21 protein-coding genes are annotated in these 23,539 nt (G+C 65.8%); 8 read left to right on the top strand and 13 right to left on the bottom strand.

The features are described from left to right. Positions 1 to 143: 143 nt before the first annotated feature. Both N2652_03685 and argC read right to left on the bottom strand, forming a co-directional pair. On the bottom strand, positions 144 to 779 hold the full coding sequence (locus N2652_03685) for an HAD family phosphatase (GenBank protein MCX7818297.1): 636 nt from the start codon (positions 777 to 779) through the stop codon (positions 144 to 146). Positions 780 to 783: 4 nt separating this feature from the next. Further along, positions 784 to 1,842: an N-acetyl-gamma-glutamyl-phosphate reductase gene (gene argC / locus N2652_03690; GenBank protein ID MCX7818298.1), complete on the bottom strand. Its 1,059-nt coding sequence runs from the start codon at positions 1,840 to 1,842 to the stop codon at positions 784 to 786. 113 nt (positions 1,843 to 1,955) lie between these two features. Between argC and tpx the strand changes: the two genes are divergently transcribed. Next, the gene (gene tpx / locus N2652_03695; protein MCX7818299.1) at positions 1,956 to 2,471 is read left to right on the top strand and encodes a thiol peroxidase; all 516 of its coding nucleotides are present in this window, start codon (positions 1,956 to 1,958) and stop codon (positions 2,469 to 2,471) included. 171 nt (positions 2,472 to 2,642) lie between these two features. Here the strand turns inward: tpx and N2652_03700 are convergent, their stop codons facing one another. Beyond that, on the bottom strand, positions 2,643 to 3,632 hold the full coding sequence (locus tag N2652_03700; GenBank protein ID MCX7818300.1) for an N-acetylmuramoyl-L-alanine amidase: 990 nt from the start codon (positions 3,630 to 3,632) through the stop codon (positions 2,643 to 2,645). Positions 3,633 to 3,689: 57 nt separating this feature from the next. Here N2652_03700 and N2652_03705 point away from each other — a divergent pair, with 57 nt between their 5' ends. The 3 genes from N2652_03705 (at position 3,690) to N2652_03715 (ending at position 6,949) form a co-directional block, all read left to right on the top strand. Further along, on the top strand, positions 3,690 to 5,285 hold the full coding sequence (locus N2652_03705; GenBank protein MCX7818301.1) for a tetratricopeptide repeat protein: 1,596 nt from the start codon (positions 3,690 to 3,692) through the stop codon (positions 5,283 to 5,285). 144 nt (positions 5,286 to 5,429) lie between these two features. Further along, complete coding sequence (locus N2652_03710) at positions 5,430 to 6,251, top strand: endonuclease/exonuclease/phosphatase family protein (protein ID MCX7818302.1); 822 nt, start codon at positions 5,430 to 5,432, stop codon at positions 6,249 to 6,251. Further along, on the top strand, positions 6,248 to 6,949 hold the full coding sequence (locus tag N2652_03715; GenBank protein MCX7818303.1) for an HAD family hydrolase: 702 nt from the start codon (positions 6,248 to 6,250) through the stop codon (positions 6,947 to 6,949). Before N2652_03710 ends, N2652_03715 begins: the two co-directional genes overlap by 4 nt. A 23-nt stretch (positions 6,950 to 6,972) precedes the next feature. Here N2652_03715 and N2652_03720 read toward each other — a convergent pair whose 3' ends face one another. From N2652_03720 to N2652_03750, 7 genes are all read right to left on the bottom strand, one after another. Beyond that, positions 6,973 to 7,410 (bottom strand): type II secretion system protein GspG, encoded by a 438-nt coding sequence (locus N2652_03720; GenBank protein MCX7818304.1) that lies wholly within the window; start codon positions 7,408 to 7,410, stop codon positions 6,973 to 6,975. 306 nt (positions 7,411 to 7,716) lie between these two features. Further along, on the bottom strand, positions 7,717 to 9,300 hold the full coding sequence (malQ, locus tag N2652_03725; GenBank protein MCX7818305.1) for a 4-alpha-glucanotransferase: 1,584 nt from the start codon (positions 9,298 to 9,300) through the stop codon (positions 7,717 to 7,719). A gap of 34 nt (positions 9,301 to 9,334) precedes the next feature. Beyond that, positions 9,335 to 10,120, bottom strand: coding sequence for a hydrogenase nickel incorporation protein HypB (gene hypB, locus N2652_03730; protein MCX7818306.1), 786 nt, complete (start codon positions 10,118 to 10,120; stop codon positions 9,335 to 9,337). Further along, the gene (hypA, locus tag N2652_03735) at positions 10,113 to 10,490 is read right to left on the bottom strand and encodes a hydrogenase maturation nickel metallochaperone HypA (protein MCX7818307.1); all 378 of its coding nucleotides are present in this window, start codon (positions 10,488 to 10,490) and stop codon (positions 10,113 to 10,115) included. The genes hypB and hypA overlap by 8 nt, the downstream gene beginning before the upstream one ends. 13 nt (positions 10,491 to 10,503) lie before the next feature. Then, positions 10,504 to 11,523: a hydrogenase expression/formation protein HypE gene (hypE, locus tag N2652_03740; GenBank protein ID MCX7818308.1), complete on the bottom strand. Its 1,020-nt coding sequence runs from the start codon at positions 11,521 to 11,523 to the stop codon at positions 10,504 to 10,506. After that, entirely contained in the window at positions 11,520 to 12,638 is a 1,119-nt protein-coding gene (gene hypD, locus N2652_03745; GenBank protein MCX7818309.1) for a hydrogenase formation protein HypD, read from the bottom strand. The genes hypE and hypD overlap by 4 nt, the downstream gene beginning before the upstream one ends. Positions 12,639 to 12,661: 23 nt before the next feature. Further along, positions 12,662 to 12,910, bottom strand: a complete 249-nt coding sequence (locus N2652_03750) for a HypC/HybG/HupF family hydrogenase formation chaperone (GenBank protein MCX7818310.1) — start codon at positions 12,908 to 12,910, stop codon at positions 12,662 to 12,664. A gap of 374 nt (positions 12,911 to 13,284) precedes the next feature. On the opposite strand from N2652_03750, the gene N2652_03755 reads away from it, so the two are divergent. From N2652_03755 to mvk, 4 genes are read left to right on the top strand one after another with little or no spacing between them, the layout of a single operon-like run. Further along, positions 13,285 to 14,325 carry a hydroxymethylglutaryl-CoA reductase gene (locus tag N2652_03755; protein MCX7818311.1) on the top strand — a complete coding sequence of 347 codons (1,041 nt, stop codon included), beginning with the start codon at positions 13,285 to 13,287 and terminating at the stop codon, positions 14,323 to 14,325. Further along, positions 14,322 to 15,398 (top strand): type 2 isopentenyl-diphosphate Delta-isomerase, encoded by a 1,077-nt coding sequence (fni, locus tag N2652_03760; GenBank protein MCX7818312.1) that lies wholly within the window; start codon positions 14,322 to 14,324, stop codon positions 15,396 to 15,398. The genes N2652_03755 and fni overlap by 4 nt, the downstream gene beginning before the upstream one ends. After that, positions 15,395 to 16,564, top strand: a complete 1,170-nt coding sequence (locus tag N2652_03765; protein ID MCX7818313.1) for a hydroxymethylglutaryl-CoA synthase — start codon at positions 15,395 to 15,397, stop codon at positions 16,562 to 16,564. The genes fni and N2652_03765 overlap by 4 nt, the downstream gene beginning before the upstream one ends. Further along, positions 16,561 to 17,577 carry a mevalonate kinase gene (gene mvk, locus N2652_03770; GenBank protein ID MCX7818314.1) on the top strand — a complete coding sequence of 339 codons (1,017 nt, stop codon included), beginning with the start codon at positions 16,561 to 16,563 and terminating at the stop codon, positions 17,575 to 17,577. The genes N2652_03765 and mvk overlap by 4 nt, the downstream gene beginning before the upstream one ends. Positions 17,578 to 17,815: 238 nt before the next feature. Here the strand turns inward: mvk and N2652_03775 are convergent, their stop codons facing one another. The 3 genes from N2652_03775 to N2652_03785 all read right to left on the bottom strand — a co-directional run bounded on the left by N2652_03775 (position 17,816) and on the right by N2652_03785 (position 23,442). Continuing rightward, positions 17,816 to 20,770 carry an FAD-binding protein gene (locus N2652_03775; protein ID MCX7818315.1) on the bottom strand — a complete coding sequence of 985 codons (2,955 nt, stop codon included), beginning with the start codon at positions 20,768 to 20,770 and terminating at the stop codon, positions 17,816 to 17,818. A gap of 7 nt (positions 20,771 to 20,777) precedes the next feature. Next, positions 20,778 to 22,625 (bottom strand): DUF5060 domain-containing protein, encoded by a 1,848-nt coding sequence (locus tag N2652_03780; GenBank protein MCX7818316.1) that lies wholly within the window; start codon positions 22,623 to 22,625, stop codon positions 20,778 to 20,780. Between the two features lie 88 nt (positions 22,626 to 22,713). Next, the gene (locus N2652_03785) at positions 22,714 to 23,442 is read right to left on the bottom strand and encodes a DUF1080 domain-containing protein (GenBank protein MCX7818317.1); all 729 of its coding nucleotides are present in this window, start codon (positions 23,440 to 23,442) and stop codon (positions 22,714 to 22,716) included. Between the last annotated feature and the right edge of the window lie 97 nt (positions 23,443 to 23,539).

Consider the following 23,539-nt stretch of genomic DNA (forward strand, 5'->3'; position numbering starts at 1 on the left):
GCCACAGGCACACAGATGCCAGCGCCCGAGCGCCCCAGGGACGGAGATGTTCACGCCTAAGCCTGAGGGACGAACTGAGGGACGGAGATGTTTACTTGCGGGCGACCGAAAGGAACGAAGCGTTCAGCTCCACGCAACCGGCGTCAGAATCCGAAATGGCGATGGACGGAAGCAATCGTGCGGCGGGGTTCCACATGGTGCACACTACGAATCCCGCACGCCTCAGCCGCGATGCAATTGTTGAGGTCATCATCCACAAAGACGCATTGCTCCGGCGCCGCTCCCATCGCCTCCAATCCGAGCCGATAAAACCGTAGATCCGGCTTTGTGACCCCGAGCTGATACGACAACACTGCGCCCGCGTGTATTGCAATTTCTGGAAACGCGTCAAAGATCCATGGCACGTGCATCTCGCTCGTATTGGACCAGTACCAAAGCCCTACACCCCGGCCAACCATCTGGCGCCACGCCCGAATCATTTCATCATCTGGTCGGAACATGCGCCGCCAGATCGCAACAAATTCTTCATCCGTTCCGGAAAATCCTGTCCGCCGCCTCACGTGCGCAAGAAACTCGACACGGGAGATCTGCCCCCGCTCATACTGCTCCAGTAGCCGGTCTTCCGCAAATGCCCGCCGTATCCTCGCCGGATTCTTCCGCCATGAAGGTCGGCACCGCGACCCCATCAGTGCTGCCGGTCGGGCCAAATCTAAACGCACGACCACCCCCCCAAGATCAGATAGGAGATAGCGAATGGAGCCGGACCCGCCCTCGGCCATGACCTCAGGGACACACACCAAACTTCCAGAGCCCGGTTGTCGCAGGAAGCCCAAAGAGGATGTTCATATTCTGGACCGCGTTGCCGGCCTGTCCTTTCACCAGGTTGTCAATGTGCGAAATCACCCGAAGCGTCCGGGTGCGCTCGTCCACGTCAACGACCAGATGCGCAAAATTGGATCCTCGCACATGGGCGGTCCCCACACTGGCGGACCGATCGAATATCCGGACGAAAGGATGGTTGCGATGATACTCGCGGTACGCCTCCATCACTGCTCCGGCGGCAACGCCCTCTCGCAGTTCACCATACAGGCACGACAAGATGCCGCGACACATCGGCACAACCTGTGCCGTGAACAGCACATGGTAGTTCTCGCCGGAAATCCGTCGCAGTTCGTCTTCAATCTCACACACGTGCTGGTGGCCGCTCAGCCGATAGGCGTTCATGTTCTCATAGCGGGCGGGATAGTGGTAGGTCGCCTGCGGTTTCTTCCCGGCCCCTGAGACAGCAGTCTTGCAGTCCGCAATCACCCGTTCCGGCCGAATCAATCCGTACTTCGCGGCGGGCGCCAGGCCCAGGAGGACGCTTACCGCAAAACAGCCGGCGTTCCCCACCAGTCGGCAATTGGGGCCGAGCCGCGGGTTGTCCAGCTCTGGGAGTCCATAAACTGTCTCGCCGAGCAAATGGGGAGCGGTGTGTTCAATCGCTCGTCCGGCCAGTCGCGCATATTCCGCATGCCGCGCCGCGTTCTGGAAGCGAAAATCGCCACTGAAATCGATCACGCGGGCGCCCGTCGCCAGCTCGGCCTCTGCATGGCGCATGCCAACACCGTCTGGGGTGGCGAAAAAAACAACATCCGCAGGTTCCTTCGCCCGCGGATCCTCATAGGAGAGAATCGTCTGGTCACAGAATCCTCGCAAGTGAGGCCAGAGCTCGCTCATCGCGACCCCAACATCCGCCGCCGCCGCCAGCGTGGTAATCTTCACTTCCGGGTGGCCAAGCAGTAGCTCCACCAGCCCTACACCGCCATATCCGCCCGCGCCGACAACTTTCGCCCGTATCATTGGCCGTTCACCTCCGCCGTCCGATCGACGGCGCAATCGCGCGCAGAGCGTAGCCGTCCACCACTTGAAAAACAACCGCCCGCGCGTAGCTTTGCGCCATAGGAGGATGACAGATGGCAACCGTTACGTTCAAAGGATCGCCGTATCGGCTCGTCGGTGAGCTTCCCGCCGTCGGGTCGGCGGCTCCGCCCTTCCGGCTGACCGCCGCCGACCTCTCCGACGTAGGGCTGGAGCACTTCGGGAGCCACGTGAAGCTCTTGAACATCGTTCCGAGCCTCGACACCCCCGTGTGCGCAACCTCCGCTCGCCATTTTCACGAGGCGTTGGGCAGGCTACCCGGGGTACTGCTGCTGAACATCTCGGCCGACCTTCCATTCGCGCAGAAACGCTTCTGTGATGCGGGGCGCCTCGACCGGATCATCACCCTTTCCACTTTCCGCTCGCCGGTGTTCGGCACCGCCTACGGCGTACAGATCGAGGAGGGACCGCTCGCCGGCCTGATGGCGCGCGCCGTGCTCGTGCTCTCTCGAGAGAACCGTGTCGTGCATGCGGAGCTGGTGCCGGAGATCACGCGCGAGCCCGACTATGACGCGGCACTGCGCGCCGCCGAGAAAGCGGCAGCCGGCTAGCGCATTCGGGATTGCCGTTGTTCAGCCCGATAGGCCGGACGAGGGCGGCCGGCGCCGCAGGACGCGGCGCGCCCACTGCCGCACACGATCCAATCGCGCCCGTCGCCACGGCGGACAGATGCGTCTTGCCCGATCACCGTCACCGCGCCGTCCCATCCGGTCGCTCTTTCGCTATCGCGAGACCGCAAGCCGTGCCTTCTGCACCGCTGCGCCATAGTCGAGGATGCCCTGCGCAATTGCGCGCGCCAACCGATCGCGGTACTCGCGGTCCGCCAATCGTTGCGCCTCGTCCCGGTTGGAGAGGAAACCGCACTCCACCAACGCCGCTGCGCAGGGTGCATCGCGCAACACCGCGAAGCGAGCATGCCGCAACCCCCGGTCCTGTGCTTGCGTCCACCGCAGCATGCGGCGCTGCAACGAAAAACCAAGGACCGCGCTGGCCGCATCGTGATGGTTGCCGGGAAGAAAGCGATACGACGGGGCCGGCGAAGGGTCGCGCGCGTTCGTCGAGGCGGCACCGGCCTTTGAGAGGATGTACGTTTCGACCCCCTGGGCATTGGCATCCGGGCCGGAATTGCAGTGGATGCTGACGAACACGTCCGGCCGCCAGAGAGCGGCCAGCCGGCTGCGTTCTTCCAGCTCGAGGAAGGTGTCCGAGTCCCGGGTCATACGGACTGTCCAGCCCTGTGGCGGAAGGTACTCGCGGACACGTCGGGCAATGTCCAGGGCTAAATCTTTTTCCAGCAGGCCACCGGCCACGGATTCCGCACCGCCGTCGCGGCCGCCGTGACCGGCATCCAACACCACCAACCCGCTGCCGCGGTGCGCAAGGTGACGGTAGGGGCGGAGAATCGGGTCGATCAGTAGTTGCGCATCGGAGGGGTGCAACACCCACCGACCGCGCATCCGGCCCACCGGATACTGCAGCCACACCTGAACATCCATCAGAGACATGCGGCGACTCGCCGACTCGAAGATCATCGAGTGGTACACGCTGGAGAGCACCAGCTGGTCGCCCACCGGCGTTGCCCGCAGGCCATAGAACTTCGCCACGTCGGCCAACCGCACGTATGTTTCGCCGCCCGCTTTCCAAAGCGGCAGGCTCTCAGGAGCGGCACTCCCCCATCCCGCCAGCGCGACACAAATGGCAGACACCACCATCACCACCGCAGGCCGGCGGCCTGGCCGGGCCGCCGCTGCAGCACTTGCCCCGATCCCATGCAACATCGCCACGCCGTTCTTGAACAACAGGGCACTCAACTACAGCAGAACGCAAAGCGGTTGCAAGTCCGCCCGCGCGTCGTTAGGCTCGCCAGAGTGGATCGGCTGAATGTTCTGGCCGCCACAAGCGGAACCGCCGGTCCGGCCACGCTTAGAGGTGATGCGATCATGCCCGAGGTGACACTCAACGAGATCCCCCGCAAGCTTCGCGAGCTTGTCGACAAGGCCTCCGCGGCGATGGAGCGCGGCAACACGGACTACGCGGTGGAGATGCTGTTGAATGTGCTCGACACCGAACCGCGCCTTCTCGAGGCGCGGAAGCTGCTCCGCAACGCGCAGATCGCCCGTTTCGTCGCCGGCGGCGGCGGAGCGGCCCGTCATGTGATCGCATCGCTCACCGGCCTTGGGGGGATGATCTCGGCATCGGCACTGGTGAAGACCAAGCCGCTAAAGGCGCTGCAGATTGCGGAGCGCCTGATGAACAAAGATCCGCTGAATCGGCCCTTCATCAAGCTATTGGCAAGCGCCGCACTGGCGGCGGACCTGCCGCAGACGGCGATCCATGCGCTGGAAGTGGCCCGCGAAGCCTACCCGAACGACGTCGAACTGCTGTTTCAGCTCGGCACCCTCTACAAAGACAACGGCATCACCGACAAAGCGCGGGAATGCTTCGAAGTGCTCTATCGCCTCCGTCCCAACGACCCCAAGATCCTCAAGGCGCTGAAGGACGCGCAGGCGATGGACTCGATGCAGAAGGGCCGCTGGGTGGAAGTCGGCGAAAAAGGCGACTACCGCAAGGTGCTCCGCGACCGGGAGGAGGCGCTTCGGCTGGAACAGGCCGCGAAAGCCGTCAAGACCGCCAGCGACATCGAAAGTCTGATCGCGGATCACCTCCAGAAAATCGAGCGGGAACCCAACAATGTGAACTACCGCCGCGCGCTCGCCGATCTCTACGCCCGCGCCGAGCGGTACGACGAGGCGCTGGCCGCGCTGCAGGAGGCTGACCGCCTCAGCGGAGGTGGTGACCCGCAGATTGACCGCGCGATCAGCCAGATCCACGTGCGAAAGTTCGACGCGGCGATTCAACAAGCCCGCAACGCCGGCGACGAGGCCCGCGCGACCCAACTCGAGGCAGAAAAGAAAGAGTTTCTGTTCAACGACGCCCAGGAGCGGGTGCGCCGCTATCCGAACGATCTGCAGTTCAAGTACGAACTCGGCGTGCTGTTGTTTGAGCGCGGCATGTTCAACGAAGCGATTCAGCAGTTCCAGCAGTCGCAGCGCAACCCACAGCGCCGCACGCGTTCGCTCTACTACCTGGCGCGCTGTTTTGAACAAAAGGGCCAGCTCGACATCGCAGCCGAGCAGCTCGAAAAGGCCGCCTCGGAACTCACCGTGCTGGACAACACCAAAAAGGACATCCTGTACGAGCTGGGCATTGTCTACGAACGCATGGGCCGCGGCGACAAGGCGGTGGAGCTGTTCAAGGAAATCTACGCCGTCGATATCGCGTATCGGGACGTCGCTGACCGTATCGAGCGGTACTACAAGTCACAGTCCTCGCCACAGGCCGGTGGCGCGTCCGGTCCCGCCTGAAAGGGAGCCGACCCTATGCGTCGTTCGTGGTGGACGGCGCTCGCCGCCGGCGGGGTGGCCGCCCTGCTGTTGGGTTGTGCTCCTCGTCACCGCGCCCCTACCTCATTTGCGGTCCCGCCGGTTGCGGCCGACGAACTCATGTTGATGAGCTGGAATCTCCGGATGTACTCGATCGAGGACCGCGACGGAGACGGCCAGCGCACCGAGCCGAAACCGCCGACCGAGCGGGCTGCCATTAGCCGGATCATTGCGCGTTGCCGCCCTCATGTGCTCGCCGTGCAGGAAATCGGAATCTCCGCCGTTCTCGACGAATTTCGCCGTGCGCTCCAGGCCGAAGGGCTTGTCTATCCGCACCTCGAGCATCTGATCCGTCCTGACGCCACCATCGGACTTGCTGTACTGAGCCGGCTGCCGATCGTCGCGCGACGCTCCCGCCTCGATGATGTGTATCGCATTGGAACGACCAATCTGCCCGTGCTGCGCGGATTCATTGACGTCGAGCTACAAACGGAGCGTGGGTATCGTTTTCGCCTCTTCGTCGTCCACCTCAAATCAAAGGTCTATCACCCTCTTGGACAAACGGAAATGCGGCGAAACGAGGCCCGGATCATCGCCCAACACGTCCATAGCGCACTCCAAAGCGAGCCCGGATTGAACCTTTTGCTGCTCGGCGATCTGAACGACTCGCCCGACTCCGCGCCAGTGCAGCGGCTGTTGGGCGAGGATACTCGCCTGCTACACGATCTACGTCCCTCAGATGATCTTGGCGACGTCTGGACCCACTTCAGCAGCACAGTCGATATTTACAGCCGCATCGACTACGCGCTGGTCAGTGCCGGCATGCTCGGTGAAGTGGTCAGAGAAAAATGCCGCGTCGTCCGCGACCCCGACCTTCTCATCGCCTCCGATCACCGTCCGCTGCTGGTGGTGGTGCGCGCCACAGACGCTGCCCTGACAGCCCGATGACGGCGGCTCCCCCTCGGATCCGAGCGGTGGTGTTCGACTTTGACGGCACACTGTTTTTCACCGCCGACGCGATTGTGCATTCGTTCCGTGCCGCGCTGCAGGCCACCGGTCGGCGCGACGTTCCCTCATTGGTCATCACGAGGCTGATCGGCCGGCCGCTAACAGAAATGTTCGAAACGGTCGTAGAGTCCGCAACACCTGCGGAAATTCAAACGCTGGTGGCCGAGTACCGTCGTGTCTTTGCCCGTGTCGCGCCGCGGCTTTCGCGCCCGGCACCGGGTTTTGACGCAGCGATGGCCGCGCTGCATGCCGCAGGCATCCGCATGGCGATTGCAACACATCGGATGGCCGAGGGGGCGCGGATGATCCTCGAGCGGTTCGATGCCGCCCATTGGTTTGGCGCGCTGGTCGCACTCGAAGACATGCGGCGTCCCAAGCCCGCGCCCGACGCGATCTGGCAGGCCCTGGAAAAGCTGGGCGCGGAGCCCGCGGAAGCGGCCGCCGTAGGGGATACGCCCGACGATGTCCGGGCGGGAGTCGCCGCCGGCTTGTGGTCCGTCGCGATCGAGAACTCAGTTCATTCCCGCGAGATGCTTGAAGCGGCCGGTGCGCACGCGGTGGTTGGTTCTCTGGCCGACCTCCCGCCCCTCCTGCTGCGCAGCCCGCCAACCGGTGAAGCCCCCCCGAACACCACCTGACCTGAGTCCTTGGCCCCCGCCGCCTACTCCGTGCGCGAGGTTACGATGTCGTCGGCAGTGTCCCAGATGCCGTCCGGCCCGGCGGAGCGAAGTTCGTAGGCGTCTTCCCGCTCGCGCTCGACGTTCGAACCATCGGACAAATGCCGGAAGCCCTTCAGACGGTTGTAGCGGTAGGGCTGCCCCCACGGATCCGTCCACGTCAGATCGCTCACGTAGTTCGTCAACCGCTGCCACACCGCCGCATTGGTCAGCACACTGGGATACTTATAGAAATCCATGATGTAGCGGTTCAGCGCCGTCTCGATTTTCTGCATGTCCGACCGGGCGCGATTCCGATCGGCCTGGCGTTGCGCAATACCTGCGCCGGCCAGAACCAGCCCGACTAGAACCACGATGATCCCGATCACCGCCAGCAGCTCGATCAGCGTAAACGCCCTCGCGGTTCGTCGTCGCCGGCTCATGGCGCAGCTCCTCTTGCCACCTCGACTATCGCGCTTTTCGCGACCGCTCGCAAGCTCCGGCGCGCGTCGGAAAACGCCCTCGGGTCCATACCCAAGGGTCGCCAGGCTGCAGCGCGTCTGCCTTCCGCCAGCTCGACTCAAGACCGTCTCCAGCCCGTCGTCCTGGGGTGTTTCTCTCTTCGCCCGAGAGGATACAGCAACCGAAAGGCTGACCACGCCTAGCTGGCCCATACCTCGAAAGAAGGAGAACACCTGCGGGAGCTATCCCGCCGGTTGCTGCCCGCGCCGCTGACGATGGCCTGGGCCTCAGGTCGCCTCCGCAGACTGCGGCGTTGTCCCCTCCGGTGGTGTCCGAACATACTGGCGGCAGAGATCTCGAAGCCACGACCAGTTGGCCCTTGCCAGCTCCGTGGTCCGCATGCGCCATCGCCAGTTGCCGACCCCAACCCCCGGCACGTTCATTCGCGCTTCGCGCCCCAACCCCAGCACGTCCTGCATCGGCACAATTGCCCAGTTCGCGGGTGAGCGCCATACGACCTCGATCATGCGCCAGTGCACGTCGCTACCATCTGTCTGCAGATACCGCGCCACCGCCTCGCGGAGCCGGCGATGACGCTCCACGCCTTCTGTGGACTCTTGCCCCGGCTCAGCAGAAAACCATCCCACCGCGGTGTCGTTGTCGTGTGTGCCGGTGTAGATCACCGTGTCCGGTTCACACGCTTCGGGTACCGCGGGCGGCGTTTCCAGCAGACGCTCGAACGCAAACTGCAGCACCAGCATACCCGGCAGTCGAAAGCGGCGTCGAAGCCCCTCAACCGCGTCCGTGATGACCCCCAGGTTCTCCGCAACGATCGGCAGCCGGCCGAGCCGGCGGCGCACCGCGGCCAGCAGCTCCGCGCCGGGGCTCGGCCGCCATTGCCCTTCCACAGCAGTTGTTGCCCCCGCCGGCACCTCCCAGACCGCCTCAAAACCGCGGAAGTGATCCAACCGCACATGATCAAACAGCGCAGCCGCATGACGCAGCCGTTCGATCCACCATTTGAACCCGGTTCTGCGATGCTGTTCCCACGCGTAGACGGGGTTACCCCATAGCTGCCCTGTGGCGCTGAAATAATCGGGCGGCACCCCCGCGACCACACGTGGACGACCTTCGCTGTCCAGCTGGAAAAGCTCCCGGTGAGCCCAGACGTCCGCACTGTCAGCGGCGACGAAAAAGGGGACGTCGCCGATTAGTTCCACACCGGTTCGGCGAGCGGTGGCCCGCAGCCGCCGCCACTGTCGAGTGAACCAAAACTGGATCACCCGCTGGGTTTCCACCTCCTCCCGCAGATCTCGCAAAAGAGACTCCACGATCCTGGGCTTCCGCAGCCGCACGTCGCGTGGCCACTGCCACCATGGCGCGTTACCGTTCCGCTCGCGCAGCGCCAGGAAGAGGGCCACGTCGTCCACCCACCTACCTGCACGGGCAAGCCAGCGCCCATAGGCCAGATGCTCGTCCGGGCGCGCTCGTTGCCGCCATCGCGCGACCGCCGCCCGCAGCCGCTCCATTTTCCAGGGGCGAAGCGCCTCGAATTCCGCCCGGCCCCCGTCACCACCGGGTGCGCCGGCGATTTCCTCGGCGCCAATCCATCCCTCCGCCGCAAGATCTTCGAGCGAGATCAACAGCGGATTGCCGGCAAACGAACTGACCGCATCGTAGGGCGAATCGCCCCCGCCGGGCGGATGAATCGGCAGCATCTGCCACAGCGCGAGGCCGGCTTCGCGCAGCCGCTGGAGCCATTCACGTGCCCACCGCCCGAGGTCCCCCACCCCGCCGGGGCCGGGCAACGATGTGACATGTAGCAGGATACCTCCCTGCCGCTGGGTCGCCGGCATTGCCCGGGCGGTCATTCTCCGCTCCTCCCCTTGCCCCGCCGCCGCCCGCTCACCCCGCCGCCCGTACCAGATACTCGATCCACGTGTCCATCCCCTCGCCGGTACGGGCGCTCAATTCAAGAATGAAAAGACCCGGATGAACCGACCGCAACGCCCGCAAACACGCCGCCCGGTCCCAGCCGACAGCAGCCGCCAGGTCGAGCTTCGTGATGATCGCCATCCCCGCCGCCGCAAACACCGCGGGATATTTCAGCGGCTTGTCCTCTCCCTCGGTCACCGAAAGCAGTGCCACCTTCAGATGCTCGCCGAGATCGAATGCGGCCGGGCACACCAGATTGCCCACGTTTTCAATGAACAGCAGCCGGGTGTCCTCTTTGATCACCTGTGGCAGACAACGCCTCACCTGCTCCGCGTTCAGGTGACAGGCGGAGAGCGTCTCGATCTGGTGCACCTGCGCGCCGCGGCCCTCCAGCCGGCGAGCGTCACGGTCAGTCCTCACATCTCCCGTGATCACCGCGCAACCCACGCGATCGCGGAGCCGGTCGAGCGTGCGCTCGAGCAGCAGCGTCTTGCCGGAGCCGGGCGCGGAAATGAGGTTGAACGCGACCACACCGCGCTCGTCGAGCCACGCACGGTTTCGGGCGGCGATCTCCGCGTTCACCGCCAGCAGATCCGTCCCCACCTGGATGCGCCGGCGAGCGCCGTGCTCCCCTTCCGGGGAATGTGCGTGGACGTGGGAATGAGGATGCTCGTGATGATGGTGATGATCGGCCGCGGCGCCCGCCCTCGCGGAAGCCTCACCGCCCGTGTTGCTGCAACCACACGTTTCACACATCGCTGTGCCTCCGATCTGGCGGAGTCTCTATCGGTTCAATTTCCAGCGACTCCAGGCGCAGTTGGCGCCCGTCCGTGATCTCCACATGATCGGAGCCGCACTGCCCGCAGACAAGAACGAGCGCGTCCGCCGCGGTAGTTGCGCCACACTGCTCACAGTGCACCTGGGCGGGATAGCGTACGATTTCGAGCCGCGCTGCTTCCGCGAGGGTTCCACGGGCCGCAACCGGAAAGGCGAACGCCAGCGCGTCCGGATCCACGCCGGACAACGCGCCGACGCTCACTCGCAGAGTCACGATCCGCCCTCCAACGCCGTGGGCCGCCCGGAGCGCCGCCTCGACCATTGCCTCCGCAATCGAGAGCTCGTGCACGCGATCCCTCGCTTCAGCAGATCCGGGGCAGCAGCTCGCCGCGCGGAAGATCCACCAGGCGGCGACCTCCGATCCGGGTCGCAAGCACCACGACGCCGGCGGGGTGTTCGACCACCCTCCCGATTTCGGCGGCACCGCGCCCCTCCTCGAGCGCGCACCACCGGCCGAGAATGTCGCCGACAACTTCCGGCGCACACACCGCGATCAGCCGCCCTTCACACGCCGCCTGCAACACATCAATGCCGAGCAGATCGGCCAGCGCGGCGGTCGGTGGCGCAACCGGCAGCCGCTCCTCGATGATCTCGATGCTCCAATCGCGCCCACGCACACACTCGTTCAGCACTGCCGCAACACCGCCGCGGGTAGGATCGCGCATCCATCGGACCGCCCCTGCCAGCTCCGCGATCGCCTCCACCAGCTCCACCACCGGCGCGCTGTCGCTCACTGGCCCGCTTCCCGCCGCCGCCAGCCCCTCCCGTGCCGCCATCACCGCCAGCCCGTGGTCGCCAATCGGACCGCTCACCAGCACGCGATCGCCAACACGGATCGTATCCCGGGACAGGACAAAATCTCCGATCGGTTCCCCGATACCCGCCGTGTTCACAAACATACCGTCACATTGGCCCCGCCCCACGACTTTGGTATCGCCGGTTACCACCTGCACGCCACAGCGGCGGGCCGCCTGCGCAACGGAATCCAGCACCTGCCCCACCTCCGCCAGCGGCAACCCCTCCTCCAGGATCAGACTCAGCGCCAGCCAACGCGCGCGGCCACCGCAAACCGCCAGGTCGTTCACGGTGCCGTGCACCGCGAGCGCACCGATGTCGCCTCCCGGAAACCACCGCGGCTGAACGACGTAACTGTCCGCCGTGAACAGCAACGTCGAGTGCTCGCCGCGCAACCGCGCCGCATCCGGCAAATCCCGCAGTGGACCGTCGCCGAACCGGGCCCGGATGTGTGTCTCAATGAACTCCGCCATCAAACGGCCGCCCCCTCCGTGCGCAAGCTGCACCCGTTCATCGGGAGTCTTCATCGGCTCGGCTCCTCCGCACGTTCATACTTGAACCACGCCGCGCAGCTTCCCTCCGAACTGACCATACACGGGCCCACCGGCGAGTCCGGCGTGCACTTCCGTGCGAAGAGCGGACATTCCGGCGGATCTAGCCGGCCGGCGATCACCTCCCCGCAACGGCATCCCCGCACCTCACGGCCCGTCCCCACCCGGACGCCGTGCCGCAGCTCCGCATCGAACCGCACCGCGCGCTCTCGGCGCAAACGGTAACCGCTGTCGGGGAGGTCACCCAGGCCGCGCCAGCGAGCGACACAGGGCTCCAGCCATGCCTCAATCAGTCGTTGCGCACGGGGGTTGCCCTGCTCCGTGACGACGCGGTCGTACTCGTTCACCACCGCCGGCCGGTCCGCCACAATCAACCGCGCCAGTTCCACCAACGCCACCAGGATGTCCAAGGGCTCAAATCCCGCCACCACGCATGGCCGGCGATACCGCTCCGCGATTGACCGGTAGGCCGCCGCTCCAATCACCGTGCTCACATGCGGAGGGCAGAGAAACCCGTCGATCGCTGCCCCCCCCGCCAGCACCGCCTCCATCGCCGGCAAAACCCGTTTGAACGCCACCAGCACAGTCAGATTCCGCACCCCGGCCGCCTCGGCGCGTTCAAGCGCCGCCAAGACCGGCGCGATGGTCGTTTCAAACCCGATCGCGAGAAACACCCACTCTCGAGATGGTTCCGCCGCCGCCAGCCGTACCGCGTCAAGCGGCGAATAACAAACCTGCACCCGACCGCCCCGACTCCGGCAGGCCGCCAGCGAATCACCATTGGCCGTCGGCACATGCAGCAGATCACCAAACGTCGCAATCGCGACGCCGCGCGCCGTCAGCGCCAGCGCAGCCTCGAGGTAACCGCTGTCGGTCACGCAAACGGGACAGCCAGGCCCGCTGATCAGCCGCAAAGAGTGCGGAAGACGCTTTCGAAGACCATGGCGGCCGACCGCCATCGTGTGAGTACCGCAGACTTCCATCACCCGCAACGGATCAGCGCGGCCGCGCATGTCCGCCAGAACCGCATGCAGAGCTCTCAGAAGCGACTCGGCTGCCGCAGGCTGCCGAAATCCGTCCGCGTAACGCATACCCTACCTCCGGAACCGCACCGTTACCCTGGCGAGGTCGGAGGCTCTTCCGGTGCCGCGCGGCCGATCGCCTCCAACAGCGACAGCCGCGCCTCCGCTTCTGCAGTATTCAGGCGCTCGATCGCGAAACCAGCGTGCACGATCACATAGTCGCCCGGCCGCGGGTCCTCAATCAAAGAAACATCCACCTCCAGCCGCAGGCCGTCGCTTTCGGCCAGCGCACGTGCGGGTTCCCGGATCTCGGTCAGCTGCATCGGAACGCCCAAACACATATGCTGAATCTATCATGTCGCGTGCGCCGGGCAACCAACCGCCCCCTGAGCGACCGCCTGGCGACGCCGTCACCACAGTGCGAGTGGGCACCCGCAACGTCAGAGCACGTTGCCCCCAAACGCACCGGATTCCCGGCTCGAAACTACGCGGACCCCTCCGATGTTGGGGCGGGCACCCACGGGCCCCCTCTCCCCCCTCACCGCATGGTCACCGGCCCTGCTGCTCCGGGACCGGACGCAAAAGTCGTGCCGGCCGTAGTTTGATTTTGCTCGCCGGGCGGGGCACCATGAGGGGGGTTCCGGCTCCGATGGTTTCAGCTGACTCGACCTCGCCGACCGTAAACGGCGTCTCATCCGAGGCTCTGCCGGTTCCGATGCGATGGGTCGGACCGATTCGGTTTCACGGCGGCATACTGGACGAAGAAGTGTGTGTACCGTTGGCGACCTATGAAGTACCCCTGTGGCCGTCCGTCGAGCGGGGCGCACGGGTTTCCCGGGAAGCCGGCGGAATCGCGGTGCGTGTGCACAGCGCGGGCATGACCCGGTCGGTCGTGATCGAAGCGGCCAGCTCGATGCGAGCGATGACCATCGCCGAAGAGATCCGAAATCGGCAGGACGACCTGGCCAGGGCCGCTGAGGCGGGCAGTCGGTATGCTCGGTTGATCGACCTTCACGTAGAGGTTTGCGGTCCGCTGATCTTTGTGCGCCTTGCGATGAATACTGGCGATGCCGCCGGCCACAATATGGTCACTCGCGCCGCGCAACAAACGCTGGACTGGCTGACCGCGAGCTGGCCGGAGCTGAGGGCAGTGACGGTCTCGGGCAACCTCTGTAGCGACAAGAAGGTTTCCGCAATCAACGGATTGCTCGGTCGTGGTTGGCGGGCGGTTGCGGAGCTGGCGGTGGAGCGCGAGGTCTGCCGCCGCCTTCTCCGGACCGAGCCGGAAACAATTGCCGAGCTCAACATCCACAAAAATCTTATCGGCTCCCAGCTGGCCGGCTCGATCCGCTCCGCCAACGCGCATTTCGCGAATATGTTGTTGGCGATTTATCTGGCGACGGGTCAGGATGCCGCGAACATCGTCGAGGGTTCCCAGGGCTTCACGCTGGCGTTTGTGCGCGGGGAGACGCTCAGATTCTCGGTCACCCTGCCCAACCTGATCGTCGGCACGGTGGGCGCCGGCAAGGAGTCCGAGCCCGTGGCTGGGCATTTGCGCAGGCTCGGCTGCCGGGAACAGCGGCCATTGGGGGAAAACGCCCGTCGTCTTGCGGCGATCATTGCGGGGGTGGTGCTCTGCGGAGAGCTGTCCCTGCTGGCCTCGCTCGGATCACCGGGCGATTTGGTCCGCGCGCATTTGACGATGGAGCGCCGGCGCGCTCGCCGTGGGACGCCGGGCGCCGAGACATCCCGATGAACTCGCCGGCAGCCCCAGACCCCGCCAGCGCAACGCCCCGGCGCAAGGAAGAGGCCATCGAAATCCTGCGTGCGGACCCCGACACCGACCGCCGGCGACACTATTTCGACCACATCCGGCTGACGCATCGGGCATTGCCAGACGTGAATCTGGACGAGGTGGACACTTCGGTCGAGTTTCTCGGCCGGCGGCTGTCGTTCCCCCTGTTGATCTCCTCGATGACGGGGGGCTCCTCGGACCGGCTCCGGCAGGTCAACCGGAACCTGGCGGCCGCCGCGGAAGCGGCCGGTGTGGCGATGGGCGTTGGTTCCCAACGCGTGATGCTGGAGCATCCGGAGGCGGCAGACAGTTTCGACCTGCGGCCGGTGGCGCCGACTGCGGTGCTGATGGCCAACCTCGGTGCTGCGCAGATTGCCCGCGGCTGGGGGCTAACGGAATGCCGGCGCGTGGTGGATCACCTCCGGGCAGACGCGCTGATCATCCACTGCAATCCGCTCCAAGAGGCGATCCAACCGGAGGGTCAGCCACGTTTTCGCGGTGTGGTTGAGCGCATCGCAGAAATCGCCGCCGAGCTGCCGGTGCCGGTGATCGTGAAGGAGGTCGGCTGCGGAATTTCGCCCACCGATGCCGAACGTTTGCTCGCGGCGGGAGTCCGAATCCTCGACATCGCGGGTGCGGGCGGCACTTCGTGGAGTCGCATCGAAGACCACCGCCGCCGCGCGTCGGGAGTTCACGATCATCTGGGCGAGACATTTCAGGACTGGGGCATCCCGACACCACTGGCGCTTCGGCTGCTGCGGCCGTTCCGGCCCCGTGCGACGCTGATCGCGTCGGGGGGCATCCGCAATGGGCTGGACATTGCGAAGGCGGTGGTGCTCGGCGCAACGCTCGCCGGCATCGCCCGGCCGCTGCTGGCACCCGCGATGGAATCGGCGGAGCGTGTTCGGGCCGAGATCGAGCGTCTGCGCCGTGAATTCGCGCTCGCGATGTGGTTGTGCGGTGCACGTTGTTTTCACGATTTGTTCGACCGCGAGGACCGATTGCTGCCAGAGGATTCCACATGGAGACGGTGAGCGTCGGGATTGACCGGCTGAGCTTCTACTGCCCCGCGTACTTCCTCGATCTGCGCACGCTGGCCGCGGCTCGGGGCGCCGATCCGGCCAAGTACCTGCGTGGGCTCGGACAGGAACGGATGTCGGTGGCACCTCCCGATGAGGACATCGTCACGATGGGCGCGAGTGCGGCGCTGCCGATCATCGAAGCGGACGGCGCCGAAGATCTCGACTGGCTGCTCTTTGCGACGGAGACGGGGGTGGACCAGTCGAAGGCCGCGGCGATGTTCGTACACGGGCTGCTGGAACTGCCCCCGAGTTGCACCGCGGTCGAAATCAAACAGGCGTGCTACTCCGGCACCGCGGCACTTCAGTTCGCCTGTGGTTGGGTCGCTCGCCACCCCGGTCGCGCAGTGCTGATCATAGCCGCGGACATTGCGCGCTATGAGCTGCGCAGCCCGGGTGAACCAACCCAGGGGGCGGGGGCGGTCGCATTGCGCGTCAGTGCGAATCCCAGGCTGATCGCGCTCGATCCGATGCGCGGCGCGCACGCGGAAGATGTGATGGATTTCTGGCGCCCAAACTACCGGGAGGAGGCGCTGGTCGACGGTCAGTACTCCACCCGCGTGTATCTGAACAGTCTCACCGCCGCCTGGCAACGGTACCGGTCGGCGGGCGGACGACCCCCGGACGAGCTGGCCCGCCTCTGTGTTCATTTGCCCTTTACCCGTATGGCGGAAAAAGCGGTCGCGCAGCTGCAACGTGCCGCCCAATGGCCGGCGTGGAGCGCGGCGGAGATCGAGCGAAGGATCGCGGACGGTCTGCGGTACAACCGCCAGACCGGCAACACCTACGCGGCCTCCCTCTACGAGTCGGTGACCGCGATGCTCGACACCTCCGCCGAGGACCTGGCGGGGATGCCGGTAGGACTCTACAGCTACGGGTCCGGTTGCACCGCCGAATTTTTCAGTGGCGTCGTGCAGCCGGACTACCGCGAAGCGCTCTTTGCGGCCGCCCACGCGCGCCGGCTCGAAGACCGTGTTGAACTGGACTGTGCGCAGTACGAGGATATTGTGCAGCTGCCACTGCCGCGCGACGGTCGCGACCATGTGTTCGCGCAGTACCGCACAGGGCCCTTCCGATTCGCCGGCATGAGCCAGCACAAACGGGTGTATGAACGGCTGTGAAAGCGATTGCGCCGGGCAAGTTGATCTTGAGCGGTGAGCACGCGGTCGTCTACGGGCGGCCTGCGCTCGCGATGGCCATCGACCGCAGCGCGGTCGCAGAGATCGAGACTGGCGCGATCAGCGGCGACGCCCGGGTCTGCTTTCAGCTGGGCGACTTCCAGGTGCGCGAGTCGTACACGCTGATGGCGCTGCGCGATTTTCAGCGCCGCGTCCGCCGGAACTACGAGCTCTTCCTCGAAGGACGGCTGACGATCCGCCAGGTGCTGCGCAAGCCGATCGAACTCATCCAGTACGCATTCATTATCATCCTCGACGGCCTCCACCTGAAACTCAGCCACGGCCTGGACATCCGGCTTCGGTCGAACATCCCGATGGGCTGCGGCCTGGGCTCGTCCGCCGCAGCGATTCTCTCCGTGCTGCGCGGTATCGGGCACTACTTCCGCGTCGAATTTCGTCCGGACTGGTACTACCAGTACAGCCTCGAGGTGGAACGACTTCAGCATGGCCACCCGAGCGGCGTGGACACGTACATCTCACTTCACGGCGGCTGCGCGCGCTTCGAACGCGGTGCGGCCGAACGGCGTCCGTTGCCCCGCTTGCCGCTGACCCTCGTGCAAACCGGCACACCGGAAACCACGACGGGGGAATGCGTCGCGGAAGTCCGGCGGCGCTACGGTGAGACGTCCTCGATTTGGGACGACTTCGGCGCGGTGACCACCGAAATGGAGCATGCGCTCGCGCGCAACGATGCCTTAGTCTTGCGCGACGCGGTTCGCAAGAACCACCAGCTGCTGCACCGGCTCGGCGTGGTGCCCGATCGTGTCCACCGCTTCATCGAAGCGGTCGAAAGACGCGGTGGTGCGGCGAAGGTCTGCGGCGCCGGCGCGGTCGGCGGCGACCGCGCGGGGATCGTGTGGGTGGTGGGCGACGCGCCGATCGCGGATCTCTGCGATACGTACGGCTACTCGCTGATCACCGCGCGAGGCGAGCCACTGGGCGCGCGGATCGTCTGACTCGCGGCGTTTCCCCTCGCTCCCTTGCCGTTCGTCGCCCGAGGATTCCGCCCCCGTTGCCGGTGCCGGCCCAGCCAAGACGTCCCTCAGGGAACCCAGCGCAGCCGGAGGACGATTGGACCGCGTGGCAGCACCACCTCCACGTCGACCAGCTTCTCACCCGGCTGGACCGCCTCGACCCGTATTCGGTGGCTTCGGAGTCGCCGATGGCGCGCCCGAACGTTCAATTTGTTGCTCCCTATGCTTCCTGAGGGGGCCGCAGACCGAGCGAAAACGCCAGCAGCTCAGGGAGCGACCATGCCCGCCGCCCGGTACCGTCCAAAATCTGCCGTCGGCAGCTGGTGCCGGTCGCACAGATCCACGCTTCTGGTTCGCGCCGGATCGCCGGAAACAGAATCTGGTTCGCAAGACGCATGGAGAGCTCGTAGTGCTCCTCCTCGTACCCGAACGCGCCCGCCATCCCGCAGCAGGCGGTCGCCAGCTCCGTGATGCGCAGGTTCGGGATGAGCGCCAGCGCCCGTCGGGTCCCCGCCGAACCCACCAACGCTTTCTGGTGACAATGCACATGCAGTAGCGCGTGCGCGACCGGCAGCGGCCGCCATGCCGCACGCTCACCGGCGTCTTCGGTTTCCGCGATCAAATCGTCGAACAGTTGGCAGGCTTCTTTCACGCGCAGCGCCGCGCCACGCACCGCCGGTGAGACGAGGTCCGGCGCCTCGTCCACGAACGTCAGCAGCGCGGAAGGTTCCAGGCCGACGATCCGAACCCCCTGCGACGCCCATCGATCTAAACACTTCACCGCCCGGTCCAGCCGCCGCCTCGCAACCCGCAGAAACCCCTTCGAAATCCATGAGCGAGCCGATTCGACACCCGTCACCGCCTCGACCTGCCATCCCAGCGCCTCCAGCACCGACACCGCCGCCCAGGCGATTTCCGGCTCCAACGAATCCGTGAATTCGTCACAATAAAGAACGAGCGTCCCACGGGGGCCTTTCGTCGGCGTGCGGCGGCGATGCCAGTTCTCGGCAAACGTCTCCGTCGCGTACGCCGGCAAGGTGCGCTGCGGTGCGATTCGGAGAACGCGCTTCACGACCGGCAGGTTGACCAGCCTCGCCGTGAGGCGGGGGGCGAGACGCGCGCCGCGCGCCAGCGTTGCAAACGCGGCGAACACCCGACTGCGGAGATCCGGCCGACACCGATCATGGTGATGTTGCAGCCACTCGGCCTTGATGCGAGCCATGTCCACGCCAGAGGGGCACTCCGTGCGGCATCCCTTGCACATCACGCACGTATCGAGCACCGCCGCAACGTCCTTATCCAACCACGCCATCTGCTCGTCACCCGCGGTGAGCGCCTGGCGCAAAAGGTTGGCGCGGGCCCGAGTGGTCATCGCCTCATCACCGGTCGCCATGTAGGTGGGGCACATCAGTCCGCGGCCGCTGCTTTGCCGACACTGGCCGACACCGTTGCAGGCCTCCACCGCTCGCACATATCCGAGCGTGCGGGACCAGTCGTACTCCGTGCGGACCTCCGGCGTACGGCTCGCCGGCGAGACCCGGAGGTCGGCGGTTAGCGGCCGCGGATCCACAATCTTGCCCGGGTTCAGCACTCCCTGCGGATCAAAGATCCGTTTGACCTCCTTGCACAGCTCATACAGCTCCGACCCCAATGCCTCCCGCAGGAACGGCGAGCGCAGCCGGCCATCGCCGTGCTCGCCCGAAAGCGACCCTCCGAACCGCCGGACCAACGGCACGACCGCCTCACAGAGTCGCTGAAACTTCTCGAAGTCGGTGGGCTCCTTCAGATTCAGCATCGGCCGGTAGTGCAACAGTCCCACGGAGGCATGTCCGTAGTACACGCAGGAACAGCCGATCGCTGCCATCAGCGCACCGATCTCGCGCACGAACTCCGCAAGGTCTTCTGGCGCGACGGCAATGTCTTCGATCGCGGTGGCGGGCTTCGCATCGCCGGGCACGCCGGTCAGTAGGCCGAGCCCCGCCTTGCGCAGCGCCCACACGCGGGCGATACGGCCAGCCGCTACGACCGGGCGGGCGTAGCCGAGCCCGGCCGCCGCGGCGTCCCGCTCCAACTCCGTCATCCGCCGGGCCAGTTCCGCCGCAGTCTCCGCCCACAGCTCCACCGCGAGCACCGCGCCAGGCACCCCGACCACCCAGAAGCGGTCACGGCGATATTCGGCGTGGTGCTCCGTCGCGTTCAGAAGCGCGCCGTCCATCAGTTCGATCGCGGCGGGACCGTGCGCCAGCAGCCGCGGCACCGCGGCGCAGGCCTCAAGCACCGAGCCGAAATGGATGCACATCAACCCCCGTTCCTTCGGCCGCGGTACCAGGCGCAGCTCCGCGGCAGTGACCAGTGCCAGCGTGCCCTCACTGCCGCAAATCAACCGCGCGAGGTTGAAGGGCGGACCGTCTGGGACCCAGGGGCGTCCCGTCGCCAGCGCATCCAGCGCATACCCCGCGTTCCGGCGCCGCACCGACGGCTTGGGAGCGTTGCGCAGTATTACCTGGCGATGAAGATCCACCAGCCGCACGATGTCGCGCGTGATGCGGCCGATGGCGCTCGGCTCCTCCATCTGACGCCGCAGCGCCTCGTCATCTAAAGGCCCCAGCCGCGCAAGCTCGCCATCGGCCAGCACCACTTCCAGTCCTTCCACGTGATCGCGGGTGGTCCCGAACAGCACGGAGAATGCGCCGCACGAGTTGTTGCCGATCATCCCCCCGATTGCCGCCTGCCGCGATGTCGACGTGTCCGGCGCAAACATCAGACCGTACGGCGCAGCGGCATCGTTGAGGTCGTCCTGCACCAGCCCCGGCTCAACGACCGCCCGCCGCGCCACAGCGTCCATCTGCAGCACACGATTCATGTGCCGGGTGAACTCGACCACGAGGCCGTCGCCGACGCACTGCCCCGCAAGGCTCGTGCCGCCGCCTCGCGCGATCACCCCAAAGCCGTGCGCGGCCGCCGCGCGCACGATGGCCCTGCAGTCGCGCGCAGACCGCGGCCGCGCCACACCGAGCGGCCACTGCTCGTAGATTGAGGCGTCCTGCGCATACAACCGACGCGCCAGCGCAGAAAGGTCCAGCTCGCCTTCGAGTTCCGTTGCCAGCGTGGCCGCCCAGCCCGGCTCACCGCACGGATGTGCCGGCGACATCTTTTTCTCTGCACCCGTCAGCATCGCCGGTTCATTGCCGACGAATGACGGCCAGCCAGTCCTCGTCCGGCTCCGCCGGAGGAGGACCGAGCGCCACACGAGCTCCCCCCTCCACCTCCCGCCGGGGATCCGCCAACATCGGCATGTCCGCTCGAGGATTGAACCACCAGACGCGGTACCGGCCGGAAGTGCGGGAAAGATCCAGCGTGATCGTTCCGCCCCGTGGCAGATACACCAGATACAATGCGTCCGGCTTCGCGAAGCAGTAGGCGGTGTTCGATCGCTTCGGGTTGGCGACCAACTCGTCCAGGTTCCGCATCTCATCAACGGGGATCGCCTCGCGCCGGAAGAACTCCAGTGCGCGACGCGCGTCTGCCCACGAGCGCTCGCGACTGCGGAAGTCTTCGCAATCAAGATCCGTCTGAGGAAGTTGGTAACCGAAGTAGTATTCCACTCCCTCCGCACCGGCCATCAATGCGCCCCATAGGCAGTACCGCCGAATGTCGTGCCGCGTGTATTGTCCGCCCTCCCGGCTGCCAGCGGGGCGCGCAACGCCGTCGAAACCGTTCCATCCTTCGTCGGGTGGCACTCCGAGTTCGGCAGGGTTTTGCTCGTCGTTCGCGACCACCCACGGATGGCCGGCGGCTGTGGACTCGCAGATCCACTGCCAGCACAAACGGTGGGTCGCATTCCAGTGGTTCTGGAGCGATACGCCCGTGAGCACTTCGGGCCGGCCGAGCAACGGGCGATACACCCGCTCCTGCTGGCCGGGATAGGTGTGCACAACCACGTGGTGGCCATATGAATCCAGCATGCGCAAATAGCGCGCCATCTCAGCAATCTCCTCGGTCGAAAGGGTGCACTCCTCGCCAAGATTCCACGTGAGCGCCGGCAAATGCCCAAACCGCGCAACCATCTCCCGTAGATACAGCCGGCGTTCCGGGCCGGTCCGTCCGCCGTCCAGCGACGTCGCAACCGGGCTGGCCCTCTTCTCTGGCGGTCGATCGTCATCGTTCTCCGTTTCCTGCAGCTTCAAGTGCAGATGGAGTCCCCGGCGGGCCGCATGCTCGAAGACCAGCTGCCACTGGTCGAGCTTCGAGCAGTCGTAGTGCCACTTGTCGTCCCGTGAGCGAAACGGCCAGACGTTGTCGCCGTCACCACCGGCGTTGTACAGCAGCATCGAGACCGTGTTCAGGCCGACCGCCGCCAGGTAGTTCAGCGCGCCGATGAGACCTTTCCCGCGGTCGCCACGCCAGAGGGGGTCTCCCGGCCGCCAGTCGCGCCAGTGTGGCGCCCAGGTTTTCAGCGGTGCGTTATGCCGGCGCGCTTCCGTTCCATCAAAATCCGCAAATGCCAGCAGGGTCTCCGGCGCATCGGGACCGGCCTTCAGGAACCAGCTGCCATCGCCCGCGAACCGACGGTAACGCGTGCCGGTCGTTACCAGCCGACCGCGCGCGCGGAGGTCTGGCGGTGACTTGTCCGACAGGCCGATCTCCAGCTCGCCGTGCAAGCCGTGCCACGGCAGCACCGGCTCGCCGGCGACGTCCCGAATCGCCGCGCCGCGTCCGCGCACGAACTCCACCCTCCATTCCCAGCGCCCCGGCAGATCGGGCGAAAACTTCACCCGCCAGGCGTCGCCCCGGTCCGCGCCAGTCTGCGCCGCCCGACCGTCGGCGGCAAAATAGCCGGGCACACGGCGCGGCGGCGCCCCACCCTCGTGGCGGAACGTTACGACCAACCGATAGTCGCGAAACGGATTCGGGTCGTCGTCCGTCTCAGCGGCGACAGGGCCCCGGAACGTCAGACTGACCGCATGCCACTGCTTCAGCTCCCCCTCGACCTCCGGCCCTGTCGCAGCGTCAGCCGTCCACACGCTCATACCGGCCAACAAACAGGCGACGACTCTGTGGCGTACCGCTGGCATTGCGCAAATCCTCCTGAGGGCCCCGGACGGTGCACCCTCCTCATCAGTCCGCCAGCGGCGCCACCATCTCCGGCGGCGGATCCGTAGAGGGCAACTCCCGGATCCGGATGTTGCGAAATTCGACGGGGCTGCCCTCGGCTTCCAGGCAGATGTACCCCTTCCTCCAGACGCAGTTCGAACCGCCGGACACCACCGCGCCATTCACGGCGAGCGTCACCACCCCGTTGCTGGCGGTGATTCGGTAATGATTCCACTCCGGAGATCCCCGCGTCCGACGCTCACGAGGGAAACTGCGCATCTTGCCATCATTCGGCTCAAACGGTGTCATCGTCGCGCCCATGATCGCGAACACATCACCGTCAGTGGTAAACCAGCCGGCCTGTTTTCCGGAAGCGACGTAGTTCGTATAGAATTGGTGGTCGAGGATCTGCACCTCGATCGCTTTGGGAAACGGTTGACCCGGCGCCGGCGCTGGAGAAGCCCAGATCATCACACCGGAGTTCCCCGCCGGCCGCAGATGCCGCCATTCCAGCTCCAGAACAAAGTTCTCGTACTGCCGATCCGTCCGAATGACGCCGATCGGCGTACCAGTACAGTGCAGGATCCCTTGCTCGCGAACCTGCCAGGTTTCCGGCGAAGTGTTCACGTCCACCCAGCCGGCGAGATCCCGGCCATTGAAGAGCGGGCGAAACCCGTTCTCTTCCGTACCACTCCCCGCGCGCATCACCAACGCGATGCACGCGACAACACTCCATGCGACAGCTCGGCTCACAGCGTCGACTCCTTGCGCGCGGCCCAGGACGGATCCGAGCCTAGCCCATCGACCCGCAGCTGTCGAACCTTCGGGGATGACCGCAGCGCGGGAACGC

The organism is Kiritimatiellia bacterium, assembly GCA_026417735.1.
Taxonomy (GTDB): domain Bacteria; phylum Verrucomicrobiota; class Kiritimatiellia; order PWTM01; family PWTM01; genus CAACVY01.